The organism is Globicatella sanguinis NBRC 15551 (assembly GCF_001552295.1).
Taxonomy (GTDB): domain Bacteria; phylum Bacillota; class Bacilli; order Lactobacillales; family Aerococcaceae; genus Globicatella; species Globicatella sanguinis.
On the sequence record NZ_BCQX01000119.1, the window covers coordinates 1 to 6,940 of the forward strand.

Annotated in this window: 7 protein-coding genes; 1 reads left to right on the top strand and 6 read right to left on the bottom strand. The window is 36.1% G+C overall.

What is annotated here, in order from left to right:
* Positions 1-190: 190 nt before the first annotated feature.
* The 6 genes from GSA01S_RS08720 to GSA01S_RS08745 form a co-directional block, all read right to left on the bottom strand.
* The gene (locus GSA01S_RS08720; RefSeq protein WP_066126708.1) at positions 191-817 is read right to left on the bottom strand and encodes a DivIVA domain-containing protein; all 627 of its coding nucleotides are present in this window, start codon (positions 815-817) and stop codon (positions 191-193) included.
* Between the two features lie 147 nt (positions 818-964).
* Positions 965-2,200: an ABC transporter permease gene (locus tag GSA01S_RS08725; RefSeq protein ID WP_066126711.1), complete on the bottom strand. Its 1,236-nt coding sequence runs from the start codon at positions 2,198-2,200 to the stop codon at positions 965-967.
* Positions 2,197-2,928, bottom strand: coding sequence for an ABC transporter ATP-binding protein (locus GSA01S_RS08730; protein WP_066126712.1), 732 nt, complete (start codon positions 2,926-2,928; stop codon positions 2,197-2,199). The genes GSA01S_RS08725 and GSA01S_RS08730 overlap by 4 nt, the downstream gene beginning before the upstream one ends.
* Entirely contained in the window at positions 2,925-3,431 is a 507-nt protein-coding gene (locus GSA01S_RS08735; protein ID WP_066126713.1) for a GNAT family N-acetyltransferase, read from the bottom strand. The genes GSA01S_RS08730 and GSA01S_RS08735 overlap by 4 nt, the downstream gene beginning before the upstream one ends.
* Positions 3,432-3,439: 8 nt before the next feature.
* Positions 3,440-4,642, bottom strand: coding sequence for a bifunctional phosphopantothenoylcysteine decarboxylase/phosphopantothenate--cysteine ligase CoaBC (coaBC, locus tag GSA01S_RS08740; RefSeq protein WP_174519411.1), 1,203 nt, complete (start codon positions 4,640-4,642; stop codon positions 3,440-3,442).
* A gap of 12 nt (positions 4,643-4,654) precedes the next feature.
* Positions 4,655-6,019, bottom strand: coding sequence for a TrkH family potassium uptake protein (locus tag GSA01S_RS08745; protein ID WP_066126717.1), 1,365 nt, complete (start codon positions 6,017-6,019; stop codon positions 4,655-4,657).
* A gap of 149 nt (positions 6,020-6,168) precedes the next feature.
* Between GSA01S_RS08745 and GSA01S_RS08750 the strand changes: the two genes are divergently transcribed.
* Positions 6,169-6,717 (top strand): cysteine hydrolase family protein, encoded by a 549-nt coding sequence (locus GSA01S_RS08750; RefSeq protein ID WP_066126720.1) that lies wholly within the window; start codon positions 6,169-6,171, stop codon positions 6,715-6,717.
* The last annotated feature ends 223 nt before the right edge of the window (positions 6,718-6,940 follow it).

Genomic DNA, 6,940 nt, shown 5'->3' on the forward strand with positions numbered 1-6,940 from the left:
CAGGTTGATACCACTCAACCACTGCGCTCTTAATGAATAAGCACTAGTTTGACTGAATTTTTCAAGATTATTCCCAGCTACTTTAAGACGCAATTTGAGGCCACTCAACCACTGCGCTTTTAATTAACGAACAATAATCTTAACTAACTTTATCAAGTTTATGCCCAGCCTCTCGTCTGTTCATCTTTTACTACATCTTAGCAAATTTAACTAACTTTGATTCTGAAGCTGAAGCCGGTTCTTGCTTTTCATTGGCAATCACTTCATGAATTAATTTTTCTAATTCTTTCTTTTCTTCTTCAGTAATACTCGTATTGTCCCATAATTTTTTCTTCTGTTGACGTGGTGTTGAAATCTCCATATTTTCATAGGCTTCAATTTGTCCACTGAATCGACTAATTTGATCTTCTGGATATAACGAATCAAAATCTGTATTTTCTAACATCTCTTGATAAGTTGCCACCACATCTTGCATTTCTTTTTGCATTTTCTTCATCATCTCACGCATTCCCATCCCTGAATTGACGAGTTCATGACTATGATGAGCAAATTCCTCTTTATATTGCGTTACTTGTTCATTGGTACGCTTCAAAATTTTCTCTGCTTCATCATTAGATTCCGCTACGATTTTATTTCCAGTCATTCGCGCATCTACAATCCCATCTTTTAAAGCTTGTTCCATTTCAATATACTCATTCAATTGTGTTTGAATTTCTGAAATTTGTTTATTTAACGCTTCTATTTGGGCATCTTTTTCTTGTAATGCACGATCTACTTCGGTTTTATTGTAGCCAAATAAGCTGCTCGATAATTGCATTATTGCCACCTCTATCCTCTCCATTTCGCACTGATTGCGAAGTATCATCTTATATTTTAGCAAATAATTTTGCAACTTTCACTAACAAAAATCGTTTAATACCGCTTTTATCATTTCAATTTGATTACAATATCCTAACTGTTGGCTCTATTCTTGTTTATTCAACCAAAATGGAATATATAAATAAACCATTAACATAATCAGTACTAGCCATAAAATACTAATCATTAAAAAAGTTTGTCCAAAACCAATTGTAATACTGGTGGCGATATTAAAAGCCAACCATTGAATGAGCAATATAATCAGGGAAACTTTTTGTAATGCTCCTGCGAGGTGACTTTGATTCTTGGGATAAATGCGTTGAAAGGGATTCGCATCATAATAATGAACCATTGGCAAAATCTGCACTAAAGTTAAATAGAAGCCAATTAACCCCAATCCTACGATTAAATAAATATTTTCTGTTAATAATAACATCACAAAAATAAAAACTAGCAATCTCAACCAAATACCACTAAATGTATTATTTCTAAATAATAGCCTTAAAAATAAGTAATAATCTCGATTGGGGCTTTTTCCAGTTAATAAATCGATTAATTTATCTAAATAAGCACGTCTTTTAACTACCACTTGCGTTTGCGGTACATCAGCAAAGAAGCTAATCCATTTATAAAAAACATTCGTTCTTTCTGCATCTACTTCGATAGTATAATCAAAGTCTAACCACGCTTGTCGATTTTGATAACAAACAAAAAGATAATAGCCAATGGCGAGAGCTAATAAGGCCATCATCACTAAAATGCCCCATTGCCCCAATACCACTAAAGAAATCACTAACAGGCCCCCATATAAAATGGCTTGATAATTTTTACCTAAAGTGCGCACAGTAAAAATACGACTAAACATTTGCATATGATATAAAACAACTGCTAATAATTGCATTAATACCCACAGATAGATAAACTGACGATTCCAATTGAGTCCAGTCGCAGCAAATGGAAAGATTAAACTTGCTAACAAACCATTTAAGACTAGAGGTATTATCAAGCCTAATAATGTCCCCTTGAGCCAATAACGACGCCATTCTGCCCCTCTTGGATAGACATAACTGCGATCGGCTGCTTTCATCAACCATATGGGACGCCCATAAGTACTCAGTACCCCTAGCATTATTCCCATAAACAAGATGAGTGGTGTTGTTAATACCGTAGTGTGATCACCTTGAAGTGCGACTAATTGTTCACGATAGAAAAACATGAAAAATCCGAGGATAACAAATAAGATGACGGAAAAATGATCATTAAAAATCAAGCGACCATATTTGCCCATTTCTTTGATTAATGATTGTAATCTCTTTTGCCTTAATTCTGTTAAATTTTTCATTGAGCGGCCTCCGTCATCTGAACATATAGTTCATCAAGCGTTGCCTCCGGTTGTCCAAATTGTTCTTGTATAGTCTTTAGGTCACCTTTTGCGATAATTTCTCCCGCTTGTAACATTAAATACTGATCACATAATTGTTCCGCAATCATTAAAACATGCGTCGTAAAAATAATAGCGGTACCTTGTTGCGCTCTTTGTTGTAATAATTCGGTGAAATGTTTAATGGCTAATGGGTCTAAACCTAAAAATGGTTCGTCAATAATCATGACTTTCGCATCGGTTACCATTGCACAAATAATCATCACTTTTTGTTTCATTCCTTTTGAGAAATGAATCGGAAACCAGTTTAAATGATTTTCTAAACGGAATAATTTTAATAGCGGCTTTGCTCGTTCCATGACTGTTTCGATGGGTAATCCATAGCCTAACGCCGTCATTTCCAAATGTTCCTTTAAGGTCAACTCTTCGTACAAAACAGGTGTTTCTGGAATATAGGCTAATTGTTGAGAGAATTGCGATTGATGTTCATTTATCGTTTGATTGCCAATTGTAATTTGCCCTTCAATGGGTTTGATTAAGCCTAAAATCGTTTTAAGTAAGGTTGACTTACCAGCGCCATTTAGTCCTATTAAACCCACTATTTCACCATAAGGGATGGTAAAATTAATCTTTTTTAAAACGGGAATCCCTCGATAACCGCTACTCATATTTTTTACTACTAAACTCATCTTGTCATCCTATCTTCCTGATAATATTGATATGCGACGCGTGTGCGTCCATCTGGTAAATAAATAATGCCACAATATTGAAATCCTAATTTGGTTAATAATTGTCGCATCGGTCGATTTAATTCATGGGTATCAATTTTAATATTTGGATAGTGGTTCATGACCCATTGGATACATTGTTGGCCGATACCTTGTTTGTCATATTTTGAAACGATTCGGTGGATCGTGACATAAGGTAAATCATTTAACCATTGACCTTCTTCGATGACCTGATAGGTCGGATCGTCCCCCATTAATAGGTAAAAGGTCCCTACCATTTCTTCTGTGTCATTGAAACATACATAGGACGTACCGCTATTGATATCGGCTGTCAATTGTTCGATACTCGGATACCCTGGTAGCCATTGATTAGGATTACCCGTTGCTATTTGTTTTTGGCGCCCAATCTCAAATATCTCTTTCATCTCTGGTATATCCGCTAACGTTGCTGATCGTATTTTCATCTATTAATCTACCCCATTATTGCTTGCCAAATTTGGTAAGCTAATTCTTTTTTAGTTCCATATTCTAAAGGAACCACACGGTCATCTTTACCTATTAATGTTACTTGATTATGATCTGAACTAAATCCGGCATCTTTTCTAGAGACATCATTCGCCACAATCCAATCCGCTTTTTTACGTTCTAGTTTACCTTTGGCAAATTCTAGTACATTATGTGTTTCAGCTGCAAAGCCAACTACAATCTGTCCAGGTTCCTTATGCTGTCCTAAATAAGCTAAAATATCGGGGTTTTCAACTAAATCCAAGGTTAACCCTTCTTGATTGGCTTGTTTTTTAATCTTTTGGGACACTTGGTTTTTAACCCGATAATCGCTCACTGCAGCGGTCATAATGGCAATGTCATTCTCCTTTAACGCTTGTTGCATTACTTCAAACAATGATTGAGCACTCTCAACGTATTGGATGTCGACACCTGTTGGCACTGTTAAATTGCGAACGGTCGACACGAGCGTTACCTTTGCGCCTAGATGTACAGCTGCTTCTGCCAATGCGTACCCCATCTTACCGCTGGAATCATTCGTTATATAACGCACCGGATCAATGCGTTCACGCGTCCCTCCAGCAGAAATCACCACTTTCTTATCTTTTAAAAGTTGAGTTAATTCGTTTTGAGCAACTAATTTTTCTAATTCAGAGACGATAGCAGTTAATTCTGGTAAGCGACCGACTCCTTCATATCCTTCTGCTAAGAATCCTTTATCTGGAAACATCACTTGGTGACCATCTTGTTTTAATTGAGTGATATTACGTTGGGTTGCTGGATTATAAAACATATTGGTATTCATCGCTGGCACGATTAGTCTTGGACAATGCACCGCTAATAAGGTGGTTGAAACTATTTCATCTGCCAAACCATGTGCCATTTTCGCTAAAACATTGGCTGTAGCTGGTGCTACCAAAACATAATCACACCAATCAGCCATGTGAATATGTTGAACAATCGACGGATCTTTTTCATCAAATGTATCAAGTAAAACTGGATTTTTAGTTAATGTTTGCATCGTTAAAGGCGTAATAAACTCCGTTGCAGCCTGACTCATCACCACGCGTACTTCGGCACCTTTTTTGATCAATTGACGACTGAGTTCCGCCATCTTATAACTCGCAATACCACCGGTAATAAACAATCCAATTTTCTTGTTTGTTAACATGATAATCCCTTCCTATCCGATATAAATATCTGCATTGGCATAATGAATATTGCGTTTTGTTTTAGACATTATGCTTAATAAAATCGTTGCTGGTCCGACACGTCCAATAAACATTAAACTCATGATAATAATACGACCGATTGTATCTAACTCTGAAGTTAAATTCATCGTTACTCCCACCGTTGCAAGCGCACTGGCTACTTCAAACAATAGATTAAAAGGCTCTAGATGCGTTTGCGTCGTCATTAATAATGCCCAACCTAACATAAAAACCGTAAAGAAAAAAGTTAAGACGACAATTGTTTGTTTAATCACTTCATCACGAATCGTACGGCGTCTAAACTGAATCTCTCTTTGACCATTTAATTCGGCTTTAAATAATAAAACTAAAATAGCTGCGGTGGTAATTTTAAAACCACCCGCCGTCCCACCAGGTGCGCCCCCAATCACCATTTGCATAATATAAAGCAGATTGGTAATGGGACGAGTTAGCGTATAATCCAAAGTGGAAAAACCAGCCGTTCTCATCGATACTGTTTGAAAAAAACTAATCAATAGTTGTTGGGGTAAACTATATTTAGCCAATGTATTTGGATTGCCATTTTCTGTCAACCATGTTAGAAATGTCCCTAATGTTAGTAAAATACCCGTTGATAAAAAAACTAAGCGCGCATGCGTACTTAATTTTTTTAAAGCAATGCGAAACACTCTAGTACTGGATTTATAATATTCCTTAACGATATTGATGACTTCAAACCATACGATAAAGCCAATACCTCCGGCAATAATTAAACTCGCAATGGTTAAATTTAAGACCACATTGGTTACTTCACCTTGTAAACTGATACTGCCTAAATTATCAAATCCCGCATTACAAAAAGCTGAAACGGCAATAAAAACCGAGTTAAAAATTCCTTTGAACCAGCCATAACGTGGCACAAAAATAAAAGTTAAAATAAAGGCTGCTATTCCTTCTATAGAGAAAGTAAATAAATAAATCGATTTTAGTAATGGTTTTAACTCTAGATTATGCTCATTACTAAAACTCGCCTGTAATGTATATTGTTCTTTTAACGACAATTTTTTCTTCAAATACAAGGCACTCGCTGATAACATGGTAATCAGGCCTAAACCACCAATTTGCATCAGAATGATACAAATGATTTGCCCATAGGTATTATAGACATCACCAACAGTCAAAACCGTCAAACCCGTCACACAGACCATCGATACGGTGGTAAACAAATGATCTAAATAGACCGTTTGTACTCCGGGCTGATGCATTATAGGTAATGATAATAAAATACTTCCTACAACTACCACTAATGCAAAGCTCAAAGTTAATCTTTGAGGGATGGTCAACTTCTCAATAAACATTCAATTTCCCTACTCTTTCTCGTTCAAATAATATTACTTTCAATAAGGTATATAATACAAGAAAAAATATGAATTATCAAACGGCATCCTTGCCAATAAATCCCCTTTCAGTTATAGTTGAATTAAAAGTTTTAAGGAGTTTATCGACAATGAAAAAAGCTTTATTAAACATTGATTATACCTATGATTTTGTTGCTACTGAAGGAAAATTAACTTGTGGGGAACCTGGTCAAGTTCTTCATGATTATATTCTGAATTTAACGAAAGAGTTTGTTGAGCAAGGTGATTATGTTGTTTTCCCAATTGATTTACACTATGAAAATGATCCATATCATCCAGAAACTCAATTATTCCCACCCCATAATATTGCTGGCACAGAGGGGCGTTTATTATATGGCGATTTAGAAGCTTATTATCAATCCGTTAAGGATCGTGAAAATGTCTATTATATCGATAAAACACGCTATTCTGCTTTTGCAGGAACCGATTTAGAGTTACGCCTTCGCGAAAGAAACATTGAAGAAATCCATTTAGTGGGGGTATGTACTGATATTTGCATCTTGCATACAGCTGTCGATGCTTATAATAAAGGTTTCAAAATTGTCATTCATGAACAAGGAGTCGCAAGCTTCAATCAAGCTGGACATCAATGGGCCTTAGGCCACTTTAAAGATTCATTAGGGGCCACCATCGTTTAAGGTGTTTAACTTTATGATGGAAAATTATTTTCTCCATTAAGAACCCTATTTTGGAACTTTGATTGATAGAAAAATTGGCTATGAAGTAGAATATCAAATGAGTTTCAATTTGTCTGTCAGCCCCGCACTGTTGAGAGTAGACCAGAAGTAGAAAATCAAATGATTTTCGCTTCGTTGGCCTACCCCCGCACTGTTGGGTAGGTTTCAAACAAGTTTAGGGACG